The organism is Enterobacter sp. FB, from assembly GCF_000805795.1.
Taxonomy (GTDB): domain Bacteria; phylum Pseudomonadota; class Gammaproteobacteria; order Enterobacterales; family Enterobacteriaceae; genus Enterobacter; species Enterobacter roggenkampii.
In genome coordinates, this window is record NZ_JSZC01000013.1 from 1,156,499 (window position 1) to 1,180,291 (window position 23,793).

The window sequence follows — 23,793 nt, forward strand, 5'->3', positions numbered from 1 at the left end:
TTACTGCTGCGCCAGCGCTTCCAGCTTGTCGCGAAAACCGGTCACGGACAAGGCCCGGTTATCGGCCCGCCAGCGATCTTTCGCCGCCGGTGCAGAGCTCTGCACGCCAATCAACTGCCAGCCGTTATCTGTTTTCAGCATCAGCGGTGAACCACTGTCGCCCGGCAACGTATCACACTGGTGCGAGAGTACGCTGGTTTGCGCCCAGCCCGTCACAATACAGTCGGTGTGGGTGTAAAGGGTATCCAGATGGTCGACAGGATAGCCGGACTGCGTCACCTTCCGGTCGGCGGCTTTCAGCGCGGCGGTGAGTGCGTCTTTATCGCCGTCAAATAACGGCAGCGGCGAAATGCCGGAAGGGGGGTAGCGTAAAACGATCAGGCCAAAGTCCCATGAGGCGGCCGCCGGTGGCACGATCCAGCCGTCACCATCCGGTTTCAGCCGTTTGCCGAGAGACGGATCGACCCGGCCTTCAATGCCGTGGATTTCATAGCGCCAGGTCCCTTTTTGCGACACAAACCGCAAGGCCACCGCTTTATCCGGCTTGCCGTTTGGCGGCGTTAACAGACAGTGGCCTGCCGTAAGGGCAAGCTGAGGGGTGATCAGCGTCGCAGTACATAAGTTACCGCTGGCGGTTTCCAGTTGACCTATAGCATCCCAGGGCGCCTGGGTGGGATCGGCGACGCGCGTACGGTCGTCATGATTGAAAAAAAGCGTCTTTAGCTCTTTCGCGCTAATGGTGTCATCACCGCCATCATCCGCATGTGAGAATCCAGAAAAAAGACCAAACGTTCCCAGTAACAACACAACAGATTTACGCATATCTCACTCTGGTGGGGGTAATTATGATTATTAAAAGTGAACCCTATGAAAATACTATAGACGGGACAGCGCTAAAGTGGGAGTAAAATCAGCGTGCTACATTCAGGAAAGATAAAAATGGCTGGCGATGAGCGCGCATAAAATAAGCAGGATCAGAATCAGCTCAAACCGATAGCGCCGCAGCATACGCCCTCCGGATAAAAAAAACGGCGCGGAACCTGTTCCGGTTCAGCGCCGGTTTACCAACGTGCCCCGAAGGGCACGGTTTAGCTTGTACTCTTACGCAGCTGGCTGTGCAGCTGGTTTAGCAGCTTCGTGTTTTACTGCTTTTTTGTGATGCTTTTTAGCAGCCTGAGCTTTCTGCTCTACAGCCGGTTTGGTCGCTTTTTTGTGGTGCTTTTTAGCAGCCTGGGCTTTCTGCTCTGCAGCTGGTTTGGTCGCTTTTTTGTGGTGCTTTTTAGCGGCCTGGGCTTTTTGCTCTGCAGCCGGTTTAGCGGCTTTATGATGTTTCTTGTGATGGACAGTTTTTGCTGGCGCCGCGGTGGTCGTTGCAGCAGGTGCCGCAGCAGCCGGTGCAGCAGTGGTTTCAGCAGCGAACGCAGCAGAAGACAGACCCATAGCAGCGGCAACAACCAGAGCTAATACTTTTTTCATGTTCATACCCTCGAATTTGGTTTTTCATTTAACCCCACTGCGGGGCCGTTGAAATAACTATATCCCTGTAAATTCGGGGTTTCCGTGAGTGATTGGTATCGGCGTGTAACCATATGTACATTGCCGGGGTCCTGCACAGACGGCTCCCTCTCCCATGAGGGTGTACGGGCTGGGGTGAGGGGGAACATACGACTTCTTTACCTGAGGTCCCTCACCCCCGGCCAAACAGATTACAAATAACGGGAGGTCAGATGCTCGCGGAAATAACGGATATTCAGATCTTCACCCGTCGCCTGGGTGATTAACTGCGACGTGCTGAAGCGACTGCCGTGCTGCCAGATGTTCTGACGCAGCCACTCAAAGAGTGCGGAAAAATCGCCCTCAGCGATGGAGGCCTGCAGACCCGGAAGCGCCGTTTTCGCGGCGTGGAACAGCTGCGCGGCATACATGGCCCCCAGCGTATAGGATGGGAAGTAGCCAAAACCGCCGTCAGTCCAGTGGATATCCTGCATGCAGCCGTTGCGGTAGTTGTCTTTGGTGGATAACCCGAGCCAGGCCTGCATTTTCTCGTCCCACAGGGCAGGGATATCGTCCACTTCGATCTCGCCGTTGATCAGCGCGCGCTCAATCTCATAGCGCAGCACCACGTGTGCCGGGTAGCTCACTTCGTCCGCATCGACGCGGATATAGCCCGGCTTCACGCGCTGGTTCCAGGCAATAAAATTCTCTTCGCTGAACGCCGCCTGGCTGCCAAAGCGGGCGTGCACCGCAGGGAGAAGATGCTTGAGGAAGGCTTCACTGCGTCCCAGCTGCATCTCAAAGAACAGGCTCTGGGATTCGTGGATCGCGGTTGAGCGGGCGAGGGCAATCGGCTGTCCTGCCCATGCGCGCGGCAGGTTTTGTTCGTAGCGCGCGTGTCCGGTTTCGTGGATCACGCCAAACAGCGCGCTGAGCAGTTCATCCTCGTCGTAGCGCGTGGTGATGCGCACGTCTTCCGGCACGCCGCCGCAGAACGGGTGCGCACTCACGTCGAGGCGACCGCCGTTAAAATCGAAACCGAGCATTTTCATGGCTTCCAGGCCCAGTTCACGCTGTGTTGCGGTCGGGAATGGGCCCTGAGGAGGAACAAACGAACGTTGCGCCTGCTTTTCCACGACGTTTGCCAGCAGGCCCGGCAGCCAGGATTTCATATCGCCGAACAGAACGTCCAGACGGGCGCTGGTCATGTCGGGCTCAAAAATATCCAGCAGCGCGTCGTACGGTGTGCAGCCTTTGGCTTCCGCCCGCAGGCGTGCCTCTTCACGGCTGAGTTTGACCACCTCTTTCAGGTTGGCGGAAAAGCCCTGCCAGTCGTTGGCGGGACGCTGCGTGCGCCAGGCGTGCTCGCACCTGCTGCCCGCCAGGGATTTGGCTTCCACCAGCGATTCCGGCAGCAGGGTCGCCTGCTGGTAGTGGCGCGTCATTTCGCGCAGGTTGGCCTGTTCGACGTCATTCAGATCTTCACCTGCCGCCGCCGCTAACAGGTCGCCGACTTTTTTATCGGTCAGGATCTGATGCTGCAGGACGCTCATCTCCGCCAGCGCCTCGCCGCGCGCGGCGCTGCCGCCGGGCGGCATCATGGTAAACATGTCCCAGCTGGCGATGGAGGTAAGGTGCGAGAAGCGGGAGAGACGCTGGAAGGTTTTCACAAGTGACTGATAGGCTGATGTTTTTTGCAATTCTTATTTCCTCATGCCGGGGATGTGTTTCAGGGAGCATACAATGAAACAGACCCAATTCCCCAACATTTCCCACGCGGAGGAAATCTGTGCCGATCTCCTCCGTTGAAACCGTCCCCGGCATTCCGGGAGACGGTTTTCGGTGGGCACTCAGGACTTATCGCGCATAACCTGTTGCAGGATCGCCAGCGCCTGGTTGAACTGGGCATCCGGAATGGTCAGCGGATAAAGGAAGCGGATCACGTTGCCGTACTGGCCGCAGATCAATAACAGCAGGCCCTGGGCGAGCGCCTTTTGCTGGATCGCCTGCGCGATGGCGGCCGACGGTTCACGGCTCTCGGGGTCAAAAAACTCCGCCGCAATCATCGATCCTCTTCCCCTTATCGCCACGAGCGCAGGGAAGGTGCCCTGAATCTCCTCCAGCGTGGCTTTCAGCCGATCGCCCAGCTCACGGGCGCGCGCGCACAGCGACTCGTTGTCGATAATCTTCAGCACCGCGTGCGCGGCGGCCACCGCAAGCGGGTTGCCTGCATAGGTGCCCCCCAGGCCGCCGGGAGCCGGCGCGTCCATGATTTCGGCGCGGCCCACCACGCCGGACAGCGGCATTCCGCCTGCCAGGCTTTTAGCCATCGTCATCAGGTCGGGTTTGTCCGCGTAGTGTTCCATCGCAAACAGCTTACCCGTACGGGCGAAGCCGCTCTGCACTTCGTCGGCAATCATCACGATCCCGTGTTCATCACAGATACGGCGGATGGCGGCCACCAGCTCTGGCGGGGCGACGTTGAATCCGCCTTCACCCTGAATGGGTTCAAAAATAATCGCCGCCACCTGTTTCGCCTCAATATCTGCTTTGAACAGGCGTTCTATCGCCGTGATGGCATCCTGCGTCGTGATGCCGTGCAGCTCGGAGGGATACGGCACGTGATAAACCGAGCCCGGGAAGGGGCCAAATCCCAGCTTGTAAGGCGCGACCTTGCCGGTTAAGGCCATGGTCATATAGGTTCGGCCGTGAAAGCCTCCCCCGAAGGCAATCACGCCCGGTCTGCCGGTGTGGGCCCGGGCGATTTTAATGGCATTTTCCACCGCTTCCGCGCCCGTTGTGAAGAACGCCGTTTTGGCCGGGCTCTGCACCGGAGCCAGCTCGTTAAGTTTTTCGGCCAATGAAACGTAGCTTTCATACGGCACAATCTGGTAGGCCGTGTGGGTGAACTGGTGAAGCTGTTTTTCGACTGCGGCCACCAGTTCAGGATGACGATGGCCGGTATTCAGTACCGCGATCCCGGCGGCGAAATCAATATAGTCGTTGCCTTCCACGTCGGTGAGCGTGGCATTCTCCGCCGAGCGGGCAAAGAAATTACACATTACGCCAACGCCGCGCGGGGTGGCAGAAAGTCTGCGCTGATGAAATTCCTGGTTACTCATGTCAGATACCCTTTTGTCGAAACGATCATACGCCAAGACGATCGCGCAGGCTGTAGTACGCCGCGCCCATCGCCGTAAATGGAATCCGCAGGCTGCGGCCGCCCGGGAAGGGGTAGTGCGGGAGGTTGGCAAACGCATCAAAGCGCTCAGCGTCACCGCGCAACAGTTCCGAGATCAGCCGTCCGGCCAGGTGGGTGCAGGTCACGCCGTGGCCGCTGTAGCCCTGCATGTAATAGATGTTTTTATCCAGACGACCAAACTGCGGCATACGCGACAGGGTCAGCAGGAAGTTGCCCGTCCAGCGGTAGTCGATTTTGACGCCTGCCAGCTGAGGGAAAGTTTTCAGCAGCTTTGGCATCACCAGGCGCTCGACATCGTCCGGATCGCGCGCGCCATACACGACGCCACCGCCGTACAGCAGGCGGTTGTCGGCGGTGAGACGGTAGTAATCCAGCAGGTAGTTGCAATCTTCCACGCAGTAGTTATTGGGGATCAGCGTGCGGGCGAGCTCTTCCGGCAGCGGGGCGGTGGTCACCACCTGGGTGCCGCAGGGCATGCTGCGTTTTGCCAGCTCCGGTTCGATCTTATCGCCCAGATAGGCATTCCCGGCGACGATCACGTAGCGGGCCGTCACCTGACCATGCTGCGTGCTCACCACGGCCGGGCTGGTGTGCTGAATGGCAGTCACCGGGGACTGTTCATACACCCGCCCACCGTTCAGGCGAATGGCGTCCGCTTCGCCGATCGCCAGGTTCAGCGGATGAATGTGCCCCCCGCTGCGGTCCAGCAGCGCGCCGGTATAGCGGTCGCTGTCGACTTCCCGGCGGATGGCGCTGGCGTCCAGCAGCTCCAGCTGCGTGTTGCCGTAGCGTTCCCAGTTGGCTTTTTGCTCCTCCAGCGTCTCCAGCTGCTTATGGTTTAGCGCCACAAACAGCCCGCCGGGACGATAGTCGCACTGGATCTGATAGCGCTGGATACGCTCCCGGATGATCTCCCCGCCTTCAAACATCATGCTTCCGAGGGCTCTGGCAGCATCGGGGCCGTAGTTTTTCTCGATCACGTCGATGTCGCGGCTGTAGGAGTTAACCAGCTGGCCGCCGTTGCGTCCGCTGGCGCCGAAGCCGATGCGCGCCCCCTCAAGGAGCACCACGTCGTAGCCCATTTCGGCGAGATGCAGCGCGGAGGAGAGGCCGGTATAGCCGCCGCCCACCACGCACACGTCACAGCTGATCGATTCGTTAAGCGTCGGGAAAGGTTCGTAAGCGTTCGCGCTGGCCGCGTAGTAGCTGGTGGTATGTTCGGTCATGATTGAGGCTCCAGGGCAATCCAGATGGTTTTCAGTTCGGTAAATTTTTCCAGCGCGTGCAGGGACTTATCGCGACCGTTGCCGCTCTGCTTATAGCCGCCAAAGGGGACGGTCATATCACCGTCGTTATAGTTATTGACGAAGACCGAGCCGGCTTTCAGGCGGCGGCTCATGCGGTGCGCGCGGGAGAGATCGCGGGTCCATACCGCCGCGCCAAGCCCGTATTCACTGTCGTTGGCCAGCGTTAAGGCTTCCTCTTCGGTTTTAAAACGGGTGACGACCAGCACCGGCCCGAAAATCTCTTCCCGGAACAGCGGGGAGGCAGGGTCGATGTCGACGAAAATGGTTGGACCGACTGCGGAAGGCCATGATTGTTCCCGCCCGTCCAGCAGCAGCGTACCTTTCCGGGTTCCCTCGCGAATAAACGTGTGGACGGTATCGGCGTGCGCGGCGTCGATGAGCATCCCCATCGTGCTGTCGGGGTCGAGCGGATCGCCCGGCTGCCAGTGGCGGGCCTGCGCCTTCAGCCTTGCCAGGAAGTCATCAGCGATGCTGTCTTCGAGCAGCAGGCGGGTGCCGGCGATACAGACTTGCCCCTGGTTATAAAAAATCCCGGCGGCGGTCGCGCTCACGGCCTTGTCCAGGTCCGGACAGTCGGCAAAGATAATGTTGGCGCTTTTGCCGCCCGCCTCCAGCCAGACGCGCTTCATGTTGCTTTCTCCCGCGTCCTTCAACAGCTGCTTGCCGGTACGGGTAGAGCCGGTAAACGTCAGCACCTCGACCTCCGGGTGCAGTGCCAGCGCCTGGCCCGCTTCGTGGCCGTAACCGCTTATCACGTTCAGCACGCCGTCAGGCAGGCCCGCCTCTTTCGCCAGTCCGGCCAGCCGCAGGGCGGTGAGCGGTGATTTCTCCGATGGTTTCAATACCACGCTGTTGCCCGCGATCAGCGCCGGGCCCAGCTTCCAGCAGGCCAGCAGCAGCGGGAAGTTCCAGGGGACGATGGCCGCGACAACTCCGATGGGCTCGCGCACGATCATCGCCAGCTCGCCCGGCCCCGTAGGCGCCACTTCGCCGTAGACTTTATCCGCCGCTTCGGCGTACCAGCGAATAGCGCGCGCCGCGCCGGGAATATCGTCGCGCAGGCTGTGGCGGATGGGTTTACCGGTGTCCAGCGTTTCCAGTAAGGCCAGCTCTTCGCTATGGCGTTCCATCAAATCGGCGAGCGTATTGAGCACGGCCTTGCGCTGCGCCGGAGACGCCTGCGACCAGTCACCGCGCTCAAATACCGCACGCGCGGCCTGAACCGCGCGGTCCACGTCCGCCTGCTTGCCCCGTGCGACGTTCGCCAGCGTCTGCTGGGTCGCGGGATTGACGGTGTCAAACGTGGTGTTATCGGCGGCGTCACAATAGGCACCGTTAATAAATAACCGGGTCTCAATGGCGCTGTTTTTTGCTTTATCCTGCCAGTAAGTCAGGTGCTGAAAATGCATATTCACTCCTTTCTTTCGCAATCAGATAAATAAAGGCATGGCCGTTTCAGGCAATACGAAGCCGTGGGGCATCCCGGGAATTAACCCGTTAAATGCCGACAGCGATCGTTTTTATATTTCCCGGCGTAAGCGCGCTTACGCCGGGACTGAGTGGTAATTAGAACGTGGTAGGGGTGTGGGCACTGATAATGCGGCAGATGCCTGCCGAGGTGTTGCTGAAGCTGTGCGGTATGCCGGTATTGATGGCATAGCTTTGCCCCGCAACCAGGTGATATTGCTGGCCATTAATCGTCAGCAATATTTCACCTTCCAGTATCGTACCGATCTCCTCACCCTGGTGTTTGATCCTCTCTCCGGTCGTGGTTCCAGGCTGGTAAGTTTCAAAAATCATCGCCAGCGTACGGTTCGGATTTCCGTTATGAACCAGCTTCATCGAAACCCCCTGACTGCCTATTTCGATAAGGTCTTCCTGATTAATAACCACCTGCGGTTCATCAGGTTTTTCCGGTTCCGAAAAGAATTCCGAGAGCGACAGCCCATAAACTTTCAGCAGCTTTTGCAGCGTACTGATAGCAGGACTGACTTTGTCCTGCTCAATGGTGCTGATGGCACTGTGTGTTAACCCAGACAGTTCGGCGGCACGCCGCTGCGAGAGACCCAGCTGCTGGCGGATCTCAGACAGACGTTTCCCTGGCGCCAGTCCGTCATCGCTCATAGTTGCATTTCCTTTACGGTAGTGGTCAAAGCCGTTGCTTCTCGGCAATGTGGCTTTGACAGGCGGTGATAAAACCTTCAAACAACATACGGGACAGGGCGTACTCGCTGCTGTTCCATTCGGGGTGCCATTGCACGCCGAGGGCAAAAGGGTGGTCATGAACGCTGACCGCCTCGACCAGCCCATCCGTCGAGCGGGCTTCCACGCGAAGCCGTGGTCCTAACGTCCGTGCACCTTGCCCGTGTAACGAGTTTACCCAAAATGTGTTACAGCCTGGTATTAATTGAGACAGCAGTCCTCCCTCCTGAACCTGAACTTCATGAGACGGGGCGTATTGTAGCTCAACCGGCAGTTCAGGATCTTCCCGGTGCTCGAGCAGGTCGTTCTGCTCGAACAGGCGGCGATACAGCGTCCCCCCCGTTGCAACAACGAGTTCCTGCAGCCCCCGGCAGATGGCGAAAATGGGGATGCGCCTTTCGAGCGCGGCGGCAATCAGCGCCATACTCAGAAGATCTCGCCCGGGATCGGCGTCAGGCTCATCGCCGTTTTCACCATAAAGGTGCGGCTGCACGTTACTTGGGCTGCCCGGCAGGTAAATTCCGTCAAGCGTTGGCAGCAGAGCGGTGAGCAGCTCTGGCTCTGCCAGCGCATGCGGTAAGGCAATTGGTAAACCCCCGCGTTAATAATGGCATTCAGGTACTTTTCTTGCAGGGTCTGGGTCTCATGACCCTTAAGCCTGTTTCTACACATCACCACGCCAATAACTGGCTTGTTCATTATATTTTCCATGATCGCCCTCACAAAGTGGACTAAATTTAGGCCATTTTCGCCTGACAAACGGCCTTTTCGTTCAATATTTTCTCAATCTAGCAACGGGATCTGCCTTTTGCAAACTTAATTTAACATTTGACAAACAATTTATTTGCATACAGATTCGATAGGGTGGACATTATATTTGACAGTCCAGAGCAGCGAACGCAAATCCCAAAAACGGTGGTAAATCATGGAAACCAATATCGTAGAAGTTGAGAACTTTGTGCAGCACACGGATGAGAGGCGGGGCAGCGCCTTTACGCAGGAAGTGAAGCGCTATTTAGAAAAGTATCCTGACACCCAGTTTATTGATGTCCTCCTGACCGACCTGAACGGCTGTTTTCGCGGCAAGCGCATCCCGGTTGCCGGACTGAGCAAGCTTGAAAAAGGCTGCTATTTCCCGGCATCGGTTTTCGCCATGGACATTTTAGGTAACGTCGTGGAAGAGGCGGGTCTGGGGCAGGAGCTCGGCGAGCCGGACTGTATCTGCGTGCCGGTGCCGGGCACCCTGACGCCGTCCGCCGCCGACCCGGAATACATTGGTCAGGTGCAGCTCACCATGGTCGATGAAGATGGCGCTCCCTTTGACGTTGAGCCGCGGAACGTACTCAACCGACTCTGGCAGCAGCTGCGCCAGCGCGGCCTGTTCCCCGTGGTAGCGGTAGAGCTGGAGTTCTATTTACTTGACCGTAAACGCGATGCCGACGGCTATCTGCAGCCACCCTGCGCGCCGGGGACCGACGTGCGTAACACGCAGAGTCAGGTCTACTCGGTTGATAATCTTAACCATTTTGCTGACGTGCTGAACGACATTGACGAACTGGCGCAGCTGCAACTGATCCCCGCCGACGGGGCAGTGGCTGAGGCCTCCCCGGGCCAGTTTGAGATAAACCTGCACCATACGGAAAACGTGCTCGACGCCTGCGATGATGCGCTGGCGCTTAAACGTCTCGTCAGGCAGATGGCGGAAAAACATAAGATGCACGCCACGTTTATGGCAAAGCCGTATGAAGAACATGCGGGCAGCGGGATGCATATCCACATCAGCATGCAAAACAACCGAGGCGAAAACGTGCTCGCAGACGCCAACGGCGAGGATTCCGCGCTGCTGAAACGCGCGCTGGCCGGGATGATCGACCTGATGCCTGCGTCCATGGCGCTGCTGGCACCGAACGTCAACTCCTACCGCCGTTTCCAGCCGGGGATGTACGTGCCGACGCAGGCGTCATGGGGACACAATAATCGCACCGTTGCCCTGCGTATCCCCTGCGGCGATCGCCATAACCATCGGGTCGAGTACCGGGTGGCGGGCGCTGACGCGAATCCGTATCTGGTGATGGCGGCGATTTTTGCCGGCATTTTACATGGGCTGGATAACGATTTACCCCTGCAGGAAGAAGTGGAAGGCAACGGTCTGGAGCAGGACGGACTGCCGTTCCCGATTCGTCAGAGCGATGCGCTGTGGGAATTTATGCAAAACGATAGCCTTCGCGAGCGGCTGGGCGAACGTTTCTGCCACGTCTATCACGCCTGCAAAAACGATGAATTACTGCAGTTTGAACGCCTGATTACCGAAACGGAAATTGAGTGGATGCTGAAAAACGCCTGATGACGTGCCCCGGTAAGGGGCCGCTTTGTTTCATCTGACACGTATCACCAAACGGCCTGCGCGGAGCCTGGCCTAACTGTTCGCTGGCACGCCAGCTTTCTCCCGGGAGTCGCGTTATGGAGCGCAGGCGGCACAGGGATTTTCTTAACGACACTGTGTGACGAGGTAGGAAATGATGCAGATGTTCAACTATCCGCAGGGCGAAGGGGGCCAGTCAGGCGCCTGCTGTGAGTGCGAGCCAGAGACGGTGCGCTGGTACGATCGCGTGTGTTCTTTACAACTTCCCCCTTTGCTAAGCAGGTTTGCGTTAAGGACAGCGCGATTGCAAACCACGGTAAGCATGGGGGGGACGGTTTATGGCGACTAACACCTCTCTTGACTCGCCGCGCATGGCCGGCAGAACCCGGCTGCGCAGTTCCCTCAAGCTCTGGCAGGTGGTCATGATGGGGCTGGCTTATCTCACCCCCATGACCGTGTTTGATACCTTCGGCATTGTGTCCGGTATCAGCAACGGCCACGTGCCCGCCTCGTATCTCCTGGCGCTGGCTGGCGTCATGTTTACCGCCATCAGCTACGGCAAACTGGTACGACAGTTCCCGGAAGCGGGCTCTGCGTACACCTACACGCAGAAATCGATCGGCCCCCATTTAGGCTTTATGGTCGGCTGGTCATCGCTGCTGGATTATCTCTTCCTGCCGATGATCAACGTGCTGCTGGCGAAGATCTACCTTTCCGCGCTGTTCCCCGAAGTCCCGCCGTGGGTCTGGGTGGTGGGGTTTGTGACGATCCTGACGCTGGCGAACCTGAAGAGTGTGAATCTGGTCGCCAACTTTAACACGCTGTTTGTGCTGGTGCAGATCGCCATCATGGTGGTGTTTGTCATACTGGTGGTGCACGGTCTGCATAAGGGAGAGGGCGTCGGCACCGTCTGGTCGCTCCAGCCGTTTATCAGCGAGAACGCACACCTGATCCCGATTATTACCGGCGCGACTATCGTCTGCTTCTCTTTCCTCGGCTTTGACGCGGTCACCACGCTGTCGGAAGAGACGCCAAACGCGGCGCGGGTGATCCCCAAAGCCATCTTCCTCACCGCTCTGTATGGCGGGCTGATATTTATTGTTGCCTCGTTTTTCATGCAGCTCTTTTTCCCGACGATCGCGCGCTTCAAAAACCCGGACGCTGCGCTGCCGGAAATCGCGCTGTACGTGGGCGGCAAGCTCTTCCAGTCGGTGTTTCTGTGTACCACGTTTGTGAATACGCTCGCTTCAGGCCTGGCCTCGCACGCCAGCGTCTCTCGCTTACTGTATGTGATGGGGCGTGACAACGTGTTTCCGGAGCGGGTGTTTGGCTACGTGCATCCGAAATGGCGTACGCCAGCCCTGAACGTCATTATGGTTGGGATAGTGGCGCTGTCGGCCCTGTACTTCGATCTCGTGACCGCGACGGCGCTGATCAACTTTGGCGCGCTGGTGGCGTTTACGTTTGTTAATCTCTCGGTGTACAACCATTTCTGGCGGCGTAAGGGGATGAACAAAACGTGGAAAGATCGGTTCCACTATCTCCTGCTGCCGCTCATTGGTGCCGTCACGGTCGGCGTGCTGTGGATAAACCTCGAAGCGACGTCCCTGACGCTTGGCCTCATCTGGGCGGCGCTGGGGATCCTTTACCTGACATGGCTCACGCGCCGTTTCCGAAAACCGCCTCCGCAGTTTGAAGCCGGTAAGATAGAACAGGCCTGGGATTCCTGAACGAAAAACGGCACCAGTACGCTGGTGCCGTTTTTCGGGAAACGGACGTCCGCCCGCGAGCATATTATCTCAGACGTTTATGAAGACTTGCGCCCACCAGCAGTGCGGCACAGAGCATTAGCGCGATAAACCCGCCCACGCCGTTCCAGCCGTAGTGATGCCAGAACACGCCGCCGAGCGTCCCGGCGATGCTGGACCCCAGGTAATAGCTAAACAGATAAAGAGACGATGCCTGACCTTTGGCGCGACGCGCGCGTGGGCCTATCCAGCTGCTGGCGACCGAGTGGGCGGCGAAGAACCCTGCCGAGAAGAGCAGCATGCCGGCAAAAATCAGCCACAGGGAGGAGAAGAGCGTCAGCAGCAGGCCGACCAGCATCACCGATGTGAAGAACAGCATGACCGGGCCGCGGCCATAGCGGGCGGTCATTGCCCCGGCCTTCGGTGAACTCCACGTACCGGTCAAATAAGCCACCGAGAGTAAACCGACAATAGCCTGGTTCAGATGCCACGGCGAGAGCATCAGGCGATAGCCAATATAGTTAAACAGCGTGACGAAGGCGCCCATCAGCAGGAAGCCGGTCAGGAACAGGCGCGGCAGCCCCTTGTCGCGCCAGTGCAGGCGGAAGTTGATAAACAGCGTTTTCGGGCGCAGCGATGTCGGGCGGAAATGACGCGATTCCGGCAGAATTTTCCAGAACATCAGGGCAGAAGCCAGCGCGAAACAGCCGATGACCGCCAGCGCAATACGCCAGCTAAAGAAGTCCGTGAATACCCCGCTCAGCAGACGTCCGCTCATCCCGCCAATCGAGTTCCCGCTGATGTATAGCCCCATAGAGAAGGCAACAAAGCTCGGGTGGATCTCCTCGCTGAGGTAGGTCATCCCGACCGCCGCCACGCCGCTGAGCGAGAGCCCGATCAGCGCGCGCATCACCAGGATGCCGTGCCAGCTGGTCATCATGGTCGAGAGTAGCGTACAAACCGAGGCCAGCATCAGCGCGGTTACCATCACCTGTTTACGGCCGATGGCGTCAGAGAGCGGCCCGGTAAAGAGCAGGCCAACCGCCAGCATACCGGTTGAAATAGAGAGGGATACGCTGCTGCTGGCGGGTGAAACGCCAAACTCATGGGAGAGCACGGGCAGGATCGGCTGAACGCAATAGAGCAGGGCGAAGGTCGCCAGACCGGCGGAGAAGAGCGCCAGCGTGACGCGCATAAATTGGGGGGTACCACGTTTAATGAACTGAACCGGCTGCGATGTTGCAGGTAAATCATCGATATCGCTCGCCGGATCGATATCAATGGCAGTTGTACGACTCACACAGTTTCCTTGCTTAAACATCCCCGTGATTTCTGGTGACGGGTATGACCACCTGATAAGGGTAGGAAAATGTAAATATTCTGTCTAATATATTAATAATCTCAAATGATACTTTAGAAATATGAATATCGAGCTGCGTCATCTCCGCTACTTTGTCGCTGTCGCCGAAGAGCTGCATTTTGGCCGAGCGGCGGCGCGGCTGAACATCTCTCAGCCCCCCTTAAGCCAGCAGATTCAGATCCTGGAGCAGCAGGTCGGGGCGCGCCTTCTGGCCCGCACCAACCGCAGCGTAAGCCTGACGGCGGCGGGTAAGCAGTTTCTCATCGACAGCCGACAAATTCTGAGCATGGTCGAGGACGCCGCCGCCCGGGCAGAACGGCTCTATCTCGGGGAGGCCGGAGAGTTGCGCATCGGGTTTACCTCGTCCGCACCGTTTATCAGCGCCGTCTCGGAAACCCTGTCGTCATTCCGTCGCCATTTCCCGGATGTTCATATTCAAACGCGCGAGATCAACACCCGCGAGCAGATCGCGCCGCTCAATGAAGGTTCGCTGGATCTGGGGCTGATGCGTAATACCCAGCTGCCGGACTCGCTGGCGTGGGAGGTGATCCTGCGCGAGCCGCTGATGGCCATGATCCCGCACGATCACCCGCTGGCGTCGCGTCCGGCGGTTTCGCTGGCAGAGCTGGCAAACGAGCCGTTTGTCTTTTTTGACCCGCAGGTCGGAACGGGTCTGTATGACGATATCCTGGGGCTGATGCGCCGCTACGATCTTGCCCCGGTCATCACCCAGGAAGTCGGGGAGGCAATGACCATTATCGGCCTGGTCGCCGCCGGGCTGGGCGTCTCTATTCTTCCGGCCTCCTTTAAGCGGGTACAACTGCGCGAAATGCGCTGGGTGACCATCGCCGAAGAGGATGCCGTTTCAGAGATGTGGCTGGTCTGGGCAAAACATCGCGAACAGAGCCATGCCGCACAGCGCTTCAAACATCAGTTGATGAACGCCTCCGCCGGGCGGCATTTTCAGGGAAAAGTGGGCAAAAATGTGCAGTAAATCACATGGCTAAGTAAATATTTGACGGCAGCCCTGCAAGTGCTTCACCATAGCCAACAGTTTATTTCGAAGCTCGAAAATAAGGGAGTACGAGGTGGTCGCTGATAGTCAGCCAGGGCATATTGATCAGATTAAGCAGACCAACGCTGGCGCGGTGTATCGCCTGATTGATCAGCTTGGTCCGGTTTCGCGTATCGATCTTTCGCGCCTGGCACAGCTGGCACCCGCCAGTATTACCAAGATTGTCCGCGAGATGCTGGAAGCGCACCTGGTTCAGGAGACGGAAATTCAGGAGCCGGGCAGCCGTGGTCGTCCGGCAGTCGGGCTGGTGGTGGAGACGGAAGCCTGGCACTACCTGTCGCTGCGCATCAGCCGGGGGAGATCTTCCTTGCGCTGCGCGATCTCAGCAGCAAGCTGGTGGTGGAAGACCGTCTTGATCTGCCGCTCAACGCCGGGGAACCGCTCCTCGACGCGATTGTTTCGCATATCGATCGCTTCTTTATTCGTCACCAGCAGAAGCTTGAACGCTTAACGGCCATTGCCATCACCATGCCGGGGATTATTGATACCGAAAATGGCATTGTTCACCGCATGCCGTTTTACGACGATGTTAAAGAGATGCCGCTGGGCGAAGTGCTGAAAAACCATACCGGCGTGCCGGTCTATATTCAGCATGACATCAGCGCCTGGACCATGGCGGAGGCGCTGTTCGGCGCGTCACGCGGGGCGAGGGATGTGATTCAGGTGGTTATCGATCATAACGTCGGGGCAGGCGTCATTACCGACGGACGTCTTCTCCACGCCGGAAGCAGCAGTCTGGTGGAAATTGGCCATACCCAGGTCGACCCATACGGTAAGCGCTGCTACTGCGGTAACCACGGCTGTCTGGAGACCATTGCCAGCGTGGAAAGCGTGCTGGAGCTGGCGCAGGTCAGGCTCAGTCAGTCCATGAGCTCATCGCTGCACGGACAACCCCTCACGGTGGATTCTCTCTGCGCCGCGGCGCGTCAGGGCGATCTGCTGGCGAAGGACATCATTACCGGGGTGGGGAATAACGTTGGCCGCATTCTGGCGATTATGGTGAACCTCTTCAACCCGCAAAAAATCCTTATTGGCTCACCGCTGAGCCAGGCGGCGGAGATCCTCTTCCCGGCGATTACGGCCTGTATTCAGCAGCAGTCACTTCCCGCCTACAGCCGGAACATTGCGGTAGAAAGTACCCAGTTTTCCAATCAGGGCACGATGGCCGGCGCCGCGCTGGTCAAAGATGCCATGTATAACGGCTCGCTGTTGATCCGCCTGTTACAGGGTTAACTCTTTTTTGCAGATGTAAGAAAAATTGCGCTATCTCAAGCCGGGTAGCGCACGCATCCCGTAGACTTCCTCCACTGAATTATTTACCTGGTTTATATTTTCGAAGCATACCCAAGAGGTGGAGTGAGTCATGCTTAAGCGTTTCTTTGTTACTGGTACAGATACCTCTGTCGGCAAGACCGTTGTATCCCGCGCATTGCTGCAGGCGCTGGCAGCAAGCGGTAAACGCGTGGCAGGGTACAAACCGGTCGCAAAAGGGAGTAAAGAGACGCCAGAGGGATTGCGTAATAAAGACGCCCTGGTACTGCAAAGCGTCTCGTCACTGGAACTGCCTTATCACGCGATCAATCCTATTGCGTTAAGCGAAGAGGAGAGCAGCGTGGCGCACAGCGGCCTGATTAATTACCCTCTGCTGTCCAACGGTCTGGCGAGCCTGTGCGAGAAGGTCGATCACGTGGTGGTGGAAGGCACGGGCGGCTGGCGCAGCCTGATGAACGATCTGCGCCCGCTGTCGGAATGGGTGGTGCAGGAACAGCTTCCGGTGGTGATGGTGGTGGGGATCCAGGAAGGGTGCATCAACCATGCGCTGCTGACGGCGCAGGCGATTGCCAATGACGGCCTGCCGCTGGTTGGCTGGGTGGCCAACCGCATCAACCCTGGTCTGGCGCACTATGCGGAGATCATCGACGTGCTGAGCACCAAACTACCCGGACCACTGGTGGGCGAACTGCCTTATCTGCCTCGCGCCGAGCAGCGCGAGCTAGCGCAATACATCGATCTCTCTGCCCTCAGTGGCGTGTTGACCGTAGATCGAGTCGTGGCGTAACGTCCGCGACAGCACGGACGCCAGCACGCAGGCGACCAGCAAACCGGGCAGTAAAAAATATTGCCCGGTCATTTCACAGACCATCAGCGCCGACATAATGGGCGCATGCGTGGTCGCGGCGAGTAGCGTCGCCATCCCCGCCAGCCCAAGCAGAATCGCCGTCTCAGCGCCCGGCAGCCACAGCGCGAAAAGCTGTGCAAACAGCATCCCTGTCGCCATGCCGACAAACAGCGTGGGCGTGAACACCCCGCCCGGCGCGCCCGAACCGCTGCTCGCCAGTACCGCCAGTAGTTTACAGATAAAGACGCCTGCAACGATCGACAGCAGCGGTGGGGCGAGCAGAAAAGCCTGCACCACGCTGTAGCCGTTCCCCCACACCTTCGGCGTCAGAAGAGACAGTAGCCCGACGATCGCACCGCCGAGCGCCAGCTGCCACGGGGGCGAAAGCTTAAGGCGCAGGAATAGCCCGTGGCTGAACGCCATCAGCCACATCAGCAGCGGTCCGCAGAGACCCGCCAGCAGCCCCATGGCGGCCAGCAGGGCATAATCAGTTGCGGTGAGTGTGCCGCTCAGATGGACCGCGTAGAGCGTGCCGGTTCCCGGCGCCAGGAGCTGCGTGGTGAGAAGCGCCACTACCGCCGCGATAACCACGGGCCCGAGCGAGGCCAGCATCAGGGTGCCAAACAGAATCTCCGCAATGAACAGGCTTCCGGCTAACGGAGCATGGTAGGCGCTGGCCATCCCGGCCGCGGCGCCGCAGGCGATCCATAACTTCCATTCGGATTTGGGCGTAAAGCGCCGGGCAAAAAAGGAGGCGGCGAGGGCGGCAAGCAGGATCATCGCCCCTTCACGCCCGATGGCGCTTCCGCTTGCCACGACCAGCAGCGAGGCAAGGGATTTCACCAGGCTGGCGCCGTAATCAAACTGACCGTCGCCGGTCTCCAGCGCTTCCATATAATCGGTGGGGGCATGAGGCCGCTGGGCGGTCAGCCGTTGCCATCCCCATAGTAACAGTCCCGCAGCCAGCCCGCCCAGCGCGGGCGTCAGCGCGCGCCGCCAGGGTGAGAGCGACGAGGCGGCATTCACCAGGCTGCCGCTGTCGTTGCTGAGAAGCAGCCACTCCAGCAGATACATGCTGTGGCGGAACACCGCCACGGCCAGCGCGGCCAGCACGCCGGTGACGGTAGCAATCAGCAGTCGACGAAACATCGCGCGGATGTCGGGGTACGTATGAAGACGTTGCATGGGTCGCGAGTAAACGGGAAAGATACAATATTGTGGCGGGAAATCGCGGGGTTAGCAAAAGGTATGCGTGCGGAAAAGCCGGGCGATGCCCGGCCGGAAAGATTAGCTCTCGCTATGTATATTCAACGCCCGACGCGTACGACCTGAACTGAGATACTCGGCAATATAGTCCTGAGAAATCTCGCCGTTGTAGCGCCCGTCCTCATCCACGATCGGCATCCAGCTGGTGTTGCTCTCATACAGGCGTGACAGCACCACGCGCAGGTTGTCTTCGGCTTTGCCGGTCATGCGGAACGGATGCAGGATGTCGGCGCAGGTCCCGCTGGCGTTACGCGCTTCGCGACGCTTCACAAAGCCCAGCGGCTTGCCGTGCTCGTCAACCACGGTAATCGCGCGAATATCGTTATCATCCATGGTGGCAAAGGCTTCTGGCAGCGGCGTCGAACCCCGCACCGTAATGGTCGGCTGCTGGTCGGTGACGTCGCCCGCCGAGACTAGCAGCAGGCGCTTCAGCGTGCGGTCCTGACCGACAAACGAGCCGACAAACTCGTTCGCCGGTTTCGCCAGCAGTTCGTCCGGGCTGGCGCACTGGACGATTTTCCCCTGCCGGAACACCGCAATACGGTCGCCAAGCTTCAGGGCCTCATCGATATCGTGGCTCACCAGCATGACGGTTTTTTTCAGCTTGCGCTGCATCTCGAGGAACTGGTTCTGGATCACCTCGCGGTTAATCGGGTCCACCGCGCCGAAGGGCTCATCCATCAGCAGCACCGGAGGATCTGCCGCCAGGGCGCGGATCACGCCGATGCGCTGCTGCTGGCCGCCGGACATCTCGCGCGGATAGCGATTCAGGAACTTATGCGGATCCAGCGCCACCATATCCATCAGCTCTTCGGCGCGGGTTTTGCAGCGCGCTTTATCCCAGCCCAGCATGCGCGGTACGACGGTAATGTTCTCTTCGATGGTCATGTTCGGGAACAGGCCAATCTGCTGGATCACGTAGCCGATGTTGCGGCGCAGGGTGACGGTGTCCATCCCGCTGGTGTCTTCGCCGTTGATCAGGATCGTCCCGCTGCTCGGCGTAATGAGGCGGTTAATCATCTTCAGGGTGGTGGTCTTCCCGCAGCCGGACGGGCCGAGCAGGACGCACATTTCCCCTTCGGGCACGTTCAGGTTGACGTTGTCGACGGCCTTGAAGGTCTGGCCGTGCTTCTGTGAAAAGTGTTTGGTGAGGTTTTCCAGTTTTATCATTATCGAATCCCCTTCGGAGTCAGAACCACCTGCAGACGGTGCAGCAGCCAGTCGAGCACAATCGCTAAAAGACAAATCATCAGCGCACCCGCAATCAGCATGCGAATATCGCTTCCGCCGATGCCGTTGAGCAGCAGCAGGCCCAGACCGCCCGCGCCGATCACTGCGGCAATCGCCATCACGCCGATGTTCATCACCACGGCGGTGCGGATCCCGCCGAAAATCACCGGCAGCGCCATCGGAATTTCGACCCAGCGCAGTCGCTGCCAGAAGGTCATGCCGATGCCGCGCCCGGCTTCACGCAGGCCCGGCGGCAGGCTGTCGAGCGCCGTATGGGTGTTACGCACAATCGGCAGCAGCGAGTAGAGAAACACCGCCGTGATCGCGGGCAGGGCGCCAATCCCCTGACCGATCAGCGAAAAGAGCGGGATCATCAGGCCAAACAGCGCAATGGACGGAATGGTCAGCACGATGGTGGCAATCCCCAGCACCGGCGTCGCCAGCCACCTGTGGCGAACAATCAGAATGCCGAGCGGGACGCCGATGAGAATGGCTAAGCCCACGGCCAGCGCCACCAGCCACAGATGCTGCAGCGTCAGGGTTAAGAGGTAGTCCCAGTTGTCCAGAATGTAGTGAATCGTCTCCATAGCGCCTCCTACAGCAGCTGTTTGCTACGCAGGAAATCACGGGCGACCTGCTGCGGTGACTGATGGTCGATATCCACCTTCTTGTTCAGTTCGGTGATAACGTCGTTGTTGAGCTGGGCCGAGAGGGTGTTGAGCGCCTCTTCCAGGCCCGGATTGGCCTCCAGCGTGTCCTTACGCACCACCGGGGTGACCGCATAGCTCGGGAAGAAGCCTTTATCGTCTTCCAGCACCTTGAGATCGAAGCCCTTCACGCGCCCGTCGGTGGTATAAATCAGCCCGGCGTCGACGAAGCCGTCGCGCACTGCGTTATAAACCAGACCGGGGTCCATCTGGCGGATCTGCGGGCGGTCCAGGTCCATCTTATAGGCGGCCTGAAGCGGCTTCATGCCGTCGCTGCGCCCGGCAAATTCCAGGTCTAAGCCCAGCAGCCAGTTTTTGTCCGGGTTGGTTTTACGGATCTGCTCAATCTTCGCCACCATCTCCGACATGGTGTTGATATGTTCCGCCTCGGCGCGCTTGCGCTGCATGGCGAACGCATAGGTGTTGTTCATGTCGGCGGGCTTGAGCCAGACCAGACCGTGCTTCGCGTCCAGACGTTTCACCGTCTCGTAAGACTCCTGGGGCGACATGCGCTTGTTGATATGGTTAAAGATGATTAATGACGTGCCGGTGTACTCCCAGGTCATATCAATCTGCTTGTTGATCATCGCGTTGCGGGAGATCACCGTGGCGATATTGGTTTGCGGCTGCACCTGAAAGCCTTTCTTTTGAAGGTACTGCACGGTCATCGCCGAGAGAATGTGCTGCTCGGTAAAGCTCTTGGTCGCCAGAATCAGCGGGGCCGCAATGGTCTGGCCGGTGAACAGCGCCGCGGCACACAGCGCCGCCAGGCTGGATATCAGTCTCATAAAAGCTCCTAGTTATTGTTATCGAGCGAGATGGGGACTCATCACGCGACCCAGCGCCGCCAGCAGGGTATCGAGGATCAGGGCGAACAGGGCGGTGGCCGCCGCGCCGAGGATCAGGGTCGGAAAATCGTTCAGGTAAATGCCGGGGAAAATCAGCTCGCCGTAGCTGCTGGCACCGATCAGGAACGCCAGCGGTGCGGTACCGACGTTAATGGCGGTGGCGATGCGGATCCCCGAGAGCATGACCGGCCAGGCGGCAGGCAGCTCAACCTGGCGCAGACGCTGCCATTTGGTCATCCCGATGCCGTTTGCCGCTTCCAGCAGCGACGGCGGGACCGAGCACAGCCCGGCATAGGTGTTGCGCACGATCGGCAGCAGCGAGGCGAGGAACAGGGCGATGATGGCCGGCGTATCGCCAATACCAATCACCACCATCGCCAGCGCCAGCACGGCCAGCGGCGGCAGCGTGTTGCCGACGTTGAAGATTTGCATCACATATTCGGCGATACCCCGCGCGGCCGGGCGGCTCAGCAGAATACCGGCCGGAATACCCACCAGCAGGGCAAAGAACATTGATGAGAAAACCAGAATCATATGCTGTTGCCCGAGATAGATCAGGTCAACCTGACGCGCTCTGATGGTCTCCAGCCCGATCCCCCAGACGAGGAGGGCGAGAACCACGATAATGGCGCCGACAAACAGCAGCGAACGTTTGAATAATGGGTGCATTGCGGTGTGTCTCCCTGTGCGCATGCGTTATAGCAACCACCGGTTGCCTGTTGTTATGCCATGTTTCGGCAGGGGTAATTGACCTATAGCAAGCGTTTGGGAAGGGTTCCAGCGAAGGGGGAAAATCAGTAACCCTATGAAACTAGTGGCAACCTGAGGTCAGGCCTTATGGCATAAGGCCTGATTGTGGGGCGGGCAGAATAGTCCTAAAGCGAATATTTATATGTGACAGTGTCACATTTAAAGGGCTTTTATGCCGATTACAGGTCATTACCTTCATAGAGGGGCGCGAACCCGTCGAACCCGCGACGAGACGGTGATTATTGAGACGGTGGCGACAACCGCAAGCATCACGCCTAGCGCCAGCATGGCGTTAAAGCCAATCCATCGGAACAGCAGCAGCCCCGCGATGCCGCCCGTAATGAACGAAAACAGGGTGGTTAAGTGGGTTTTTAGCTGGCTTTTTTGCGCCGCCGTATCTTTGGAGTAATCCCTGCGCAGCATCGCCACCATGACGGAGGCCAGGGAAATCCCCGCGTCCGTTAGCGTGCCGGTAATGTGCGTCGATCTTACCCGTCCGCCGGAAAGCTGCGTGGAGGTGGAATTATGAATGCCCATCAGAAAGCAGAGAAAAAGAATAATCTCGCGATTGCTGGTGAGCGCATGGAAATACATTTCGTAGAAGGAAACGCCGGTCAGTAATATCCCCTCGACAAAAAGGATCTGGCAAAAAACCAGCCTGACGTTATGGATAATTCCCCATATGACGATCGTGCGCGCAATAATGGCGCCAGCCACAAAAGAGAGAATTATCGAGCCGAAGAAAATCATATCGCTCAGATCGGTAGAAGAAACTTCGCTGGATAACTGTGAGGTGTTGCCGGTCATGTGTGAGGGAAAAAAACCAAATGCCCCGAGGGCGATGGCGTTCAGCAAACCTGCTGAGGTCGCCAGCCAGAGAGCAAGCCGGCGATCCTCCTGGTGCGTTCGTTCTTTCTTGAGTTTAATCAGCAAGAATACCTCCGGGTTGAGCTTTGCCTGACTATTCAGGCTAGCAAAGCGGTGCAACGGGCTGTCCAGGATATGGCTTAATTATTATTCCCTCTGACGACAATCAGGGTTTCGTAATTAAATAAAACAGCCTCGTTGCGGTATTCATTCAGGCATTAAGTTTTATATCATGCCGTTATTGCCGTGACGCAAAAATGCCGGACGCTGGTTAAGGCGCTCGAACCAGGCCTCAATGGCGGGCACGTCTGGCTTATCAAACGGCGTCATTTTCCAGCGATTCACCGACAGCCCAAGCACCACGTCCGCGAGGGTAAACGTCTCGCCCGCCGCAAAGGCCCCGGTGCGCTGCAGCTGGTTTTCCAGAATGGTGATGCAGTGGTTCCACTCTTTGATTCCCGCCGCAATGCGCTCAGGGTCGTTAAAGTCCGGGTTTTTACGCCCCAGCGCCGGGAAGACATAGCGCCAGGCGTTGTTAAATTCAGTGGCCTGCCAGTCCATCCAGCGCTCAACGTTGGCGCAGGCCTGCGGTTCTGCGGGCAGCAGATCGTGACGTTCGGCCTTGCGCGCCAGATAACGGCAGATGGAATTGGACTCCCACAGCACGAAATCACCGTCAATCAGCACCGGCACCATGGCGTTGGGGTTCAGGGCGCGGAAGGCATCCGTTTCCGTCGAGGCAAAACCGCTGCCGTAATCTTCCTGCTGATAGGCTATGCTCGCTTCTTCGCAGGTCCAGAGCACTTTACGAACGTTGATGGAGGTGGTTTTGCCGAGGATGCTGATCATTACGCAGGTGTCCTTTAATGGATGTTATTGTTTAAAAACAATACACCAGATGTGCCAGAGAGGTTGGGGCAAAATTTGGTGGGGCGTGCTCTGTCTGACCCCGGTGAACGTTTCTGGAAGGCGCCTCGCAAACCGAAAAGTAACCTTATGAAATTCAGCGTTATGTCTTTTCCTCTACGAGGCGCGGTCGTAAAGTGCCTGCGTTGCGGCACATCCGCAATCGGGCGTAGGAACCCGTCAACCATATAGTGACATTACGTATGTCGCAGCAGTGCCGATCTCGTTACAATAACGGTGGCGCTGACGGAGCAGCCGTAAGGCTGGCCGTTTTCTATATGGGCGGTATTCCTACCTCTGTCAGCGCTACCCCCCGAGCGTAGGAACTCAAAGGGTGGTTAAATAAACTC

General features: G+C 58.2%; 19 protein-coding genes and 2 pseudogenes. 5 read left to right on the top strand and 16 right to left on the bottom strand.

What is annotated here, in order from left to right; translation table 11 throughout:
• The 8 genes and pseudogenes from PI91_RS12430 to puuD all read right to left on the bottom strand — a co-directional run bounded on the left by PI91_RS12430 (window position 1) and on the right by puuD (window position 8,916).
• Window positions 1-822 carry a serine protease gene (locus PI91_RS12430; protein WP_023344007.1) on the bottom strand — a complete coding sequence of 274 codons (822 nt, stop codon included), beginning with the start codon at window positions 820-822 and terminating at the stop codon, window positions 1-3.
• A gap of 279 nt (window positions 823-1,101) precedes the next feature.
• Window positions 1,102-1,476: an acid resistance repetitive basic protein Asr gene (gene asr, locus PI91_RS12435; protein ID WP_021241183.1), complete on the bottom strand. Its 375-nt coding sequence runs from the start codon at window positions 1,474-1,476 to the stop codon at window positions 1,102-1,104.
• A gap of 230 nt (window positions 1,477-1,706) precedes the next feature.
• Window positions 1,707-3,194 carry a carboxypeptidase M32 gene (locus tag PI91_RS12440; RefSeq protein WP_039266225.1) on the bottom strand — a complete coding sequence of 496 codons (1,488 nt, stop codon included), beginning with the start codon at window positions 3,192-3,194 and terminating at the stop codon, window positions 1,707-1,709.
• Window positions 3,195-3,344: 150 nt separating this feature from the next.
• Window positions 3,345-4,616, bottom strand: coding sequence for a 4-aminobutyrate transaminase (gene puuE / locus PI91_RS12445; protein ID WP_039266226.1), 1,272 nt, complete (start codon window positions 4,614-4,616; stop codon window positions 3,345-3,347).
• Between the two features lie 25 nt (window positions 4,617-4,641).
• Window positions 4,642-5,922, bottom strand: coding sequence for an FAD-binding oxidoreductase (locus PI91_RS12450; protein ID WP_032674665.1), 1,281 nt, complete (start codon window positions 5,920-5,922; stop codon window positions 4,642-4,644).
• Entirely contained in the window at window positions 5,919-7,412 is a 1,494-nt protein-coding gene (puuC, locus tag PI91_RS12455; protein WP_039266227.1) for an aldehyde dehydrogenase PuuC, read from the bottom strand. Before puuC ends, PI91_RS12450 begins: the two co-directional genes overlap by 4 nt.
• Window positions 7,413-7,569: 157 nt before the next feature.
• Window positions 7,570-8,127 (bottom strand): HTH-type transcriptional regulator PuuR, encoded by a 558-nt coding sequence (puuR, locus tag PI91_RS12460; RefSeq protein WP_008502454.1) that lies wholly within the window; start codon window positions 8,125-8,127, stop codon window positions 7,570-7,572.
• Between the two features lie 25 nt (window positions 8,128-8,152).
• Window positions 8,153-8,916: pseudogene (gene puuD, locus PI91_RS12465) on the bottom strand (gamma-glutamyl-gamma-aminobutyrate hydrolase).
• Between the two features lie 214 nt (window positions 8,917-9,130).
• Here puuD and PI91_RS12470 point away from each other — a divergent pair.
• Window positions 9,131-10,549, top strand: coding sequence for a glutamine synthetase family protein (locus tag PI91_RS12470; RefSeq protein ID WP_008502452.1), 1,419 nt, complete (start codon window positions 9,131-9,133; stop codon window positions 10,547-10,549).
• A gap of 356 nt (window positions 10,550-10,905) precedes the next feature.
• Complete coding sequence (locus tag PI91_RS12480; RefSeq protein ID WP_023292582.1) at window positions 10,906-12,297, top strand: APC family permease; 1,392 nt, start codon at window positions 10,906-10,908, stop codon at window positions 12,295-12,297.
• A 64-nt stretch (window positions 12,298-12,361) separates the two neighbouring features.
• Here PI91_RS12480 and PI91_RS12485 read toward each other — a convergent pair whose 3' ends face one another.
• Entirely contained in the window at window positions 12,362-13,615 is a 1,254-nt protein-coding gene (locus PI91_RS12485) for an MFS transporter (RefSeq protein ID WP_039266230.1), read from the bottom strand.
• 121 nt (window positions 13,616-13,736) lie between these two features.
• Here PI91_RS12485 and PI91_RS12490 point away from each other — a divergent pair, with 121 nt between their 5' ends.
• From PI91_RS12490 to bioD, 3 genes and pseudogenes are all read left to right on the top strand, one after another.
• On the top strand, window positions 13,737-14,669 hold the full coding sequence (locus PI91_RS12490; protein ID WP_039266231.1) for a LysR family transcriptional regulator: 933 nt from the start codon (window positions 13,737-13,739) through the stop codon (window positions 14,667-14,669).
• A gap of 94 nt (window positions 14,670-14,763) precedes the next feature.
• A pseudogene (gene mlc, locus PI91_RS12495) lies at window positions 14,764-15,983 on the top strand (sugar metabolism global transcriptional regulator Mlc).
• Between the two features lie 130 nt (window positions 15,984-16,113).
• Window positions 16,114-16,809, top strand: coding sequence for a dethiobiotin synthase (bioD, locus tag PI91_RS12500; protein WP_008502446.1), 696 nt, complete (start codon window positions 16,114-16,116; stop codon window positions 16,807-16,809).
• Here bioD and clcB read toward each other — a convergent pair.
• The 7 genes from clcB to PI91_RS12535 all read right to left on the bottom strand — a co-directional run bounded on the left by clcB (window position 16,744) and on the right by PI91_RS12535 (window position 23,386).
• Window positions 16,744-18,054: a voltage-gated ClC-type chloride channel ClcB gene (gene clcB, locus PI91_RS12505; protein ID WP_071580350.1), complete on the bottom strand. Its 1,311-nt coding sequence runs from the start codon at window positions 18,052-18,054 to the stop codon at window positions 16,744-16,746. The two genes, bioD and clcB, sit on opposite strands and share 66 nt — an antisense overlap.
• A gap of 102 nt (window positions 18,055-18,156) precedes the next feature.
• Window positions 18,157-19,305, bottom strand: coding sequence for an osmoprotectant ABC transporter ATP-binding protein OsmV (osmV, locus tag PI91_RS12510; RefSeq protein WP_008502444.1), 1,149 nt, complete (start codon window positions 19,303-19,305; stop codon window positions 18,157-18,159).
• Window positions 19,305-19,952 carry an osmoprotectant ABC transporter permease OsmW gene (osmW, locus tag PI91_RS12515; protein ID WP_021241193.1) on the bottom strand — a complete coding sequence of 216 codons (648 nt, stop codon included), beginning with the start codon at window positions 19,950-19,952 and terminating at the stop codon, window positions 19,305-19,307. Before osmW ends, osmV begins: the two co-directional genes overlap by 1 nt.
• An 8-nt stretch (window positions 19,953-19,960) precedes the next feature.
• Window positions 19,961-20,860 carry an osmoprotectant ABC transporter substrate-binding protein OsmX gene (gene osmX / locus PI91_RS12520; RefSeq protein WP_008502442.1) on the bottom strand — a complete coding sequence of 300 codons (900 nt, stop codon included), beginning with the start codon at window positions 20,858-20,860 and terminating at the stop codon, window positions 19,961-19,963.
• 18 nt (window positions 20,861-20,878) lie between these two features.
• A complete protein-coding gene (gene osmY / locus PI91_RS12525; RefSeq protein ID WP_039266233.1) occupies window positions 20,879-21,589 on the bottom strand; it encodes an osmoprotectant ABC transporter permease OsmY in 711 nt (236 codons plus the stop codon).
• Window positions 21,590-21,865: 276 nt separating this feature from the next.
• On the bottom strand, window positions 21,866-22,603 hold the full coding sequence (locus PI91_RS12530) for a YoaK family protein (protein WP_039266234.1): 738 nt from the start codon (window positions 22,601-22,603) through the stop codon (window positions 21,866-21,868).
• A gap of 159 nt (window positions 22,604-22,762) precedes the next feature.
• Window positions 22,763-23,386 (bottom strand): glutathione S-transferase family protein, encoded by a 624-nt coding sequence (locus PI91_RS12535; protein ID WP_023327332.1) that lies wholly within the window; start codon window positions 23,384-23,386, stop codon window positions 22,763-22,765.
• Window positions 23,387-23,793 lie beyond the last annotated feature (407 nt).